This is a genomic window from Arthrobacter sp. JCM 19049 (assembly GCF_001310435.1).
The window spans coordinates 1-643 of the sequence record NZ_BAXF01000869.1; the positions used below are offsets into that span (position 1 = coordinate 1).

Annotated in this window: 1 pseudogene; it reads left to right on the forward strand. The window is 69.8% G+C overall.

The features are described 5' to 3' along the window. Window positions 1-643, forward strand: a pseudogene (locus JCM19049_RS16825) (VIT1/CCC1 transporter family protein); the annotation flags it as partial.

Consider the following 643-nt stretch of genomic DNA (forward strand, 5'->3'; position numbering starts at 1 on the left):
CCCGGCTGGCCGGCAACTTCCGGGCCGCGGTGTTCGGCGCCAATGACGGGCTGGTCTCCAACTTCGCGTTGGTGCTGGGCATCGGTGCCACCGGGGTGGCTTCCTCCTTCGTCCTCTTCGCCGGCATCGCCGGCCTGCTGGCCGGCGCGCTGTCCATGGCGGCGGGCGAATATGTCTCGGTGCGTTCCCAGCGTGAACTGCTCACCGCTTCCCGGCCTACCCAGGTGACGCTCTCCGCGGCGCGGGACCTGGACCTGGACGCGAACGAACTGGTGCTGATTTACAAGGCGCGCGGCATGAGCGATGAGGACGCCGAGCACCGGGCCGCCGAACGCATGGGGCTGTTCACCTGCGACTGCAACCCCTCATTCTCACTGCAGCCGGAGCTGCGCGGTGAGGAGCTGGCCCGCGAGCACGAGGAGCTGGGCTCGGCCCCGGGGGCGGCGGCTTCCTCGTTCCTGTTCTTCGCCTCCGGCGCGGTCGTGCCGATCCTCCCGTTCATCTTCGGAATGTCCGGGCTGCCCTCCATCATCCTGGCCGCCGTCCTGGTGGGAGCGGCCTGATGTTTACCGGCGGCGTGGTGGGTCTGCTTTCCGGGGCCTCGCCCCTGAAGCGCGGGTTGCGCCAGCTGGCCATCGGCTGG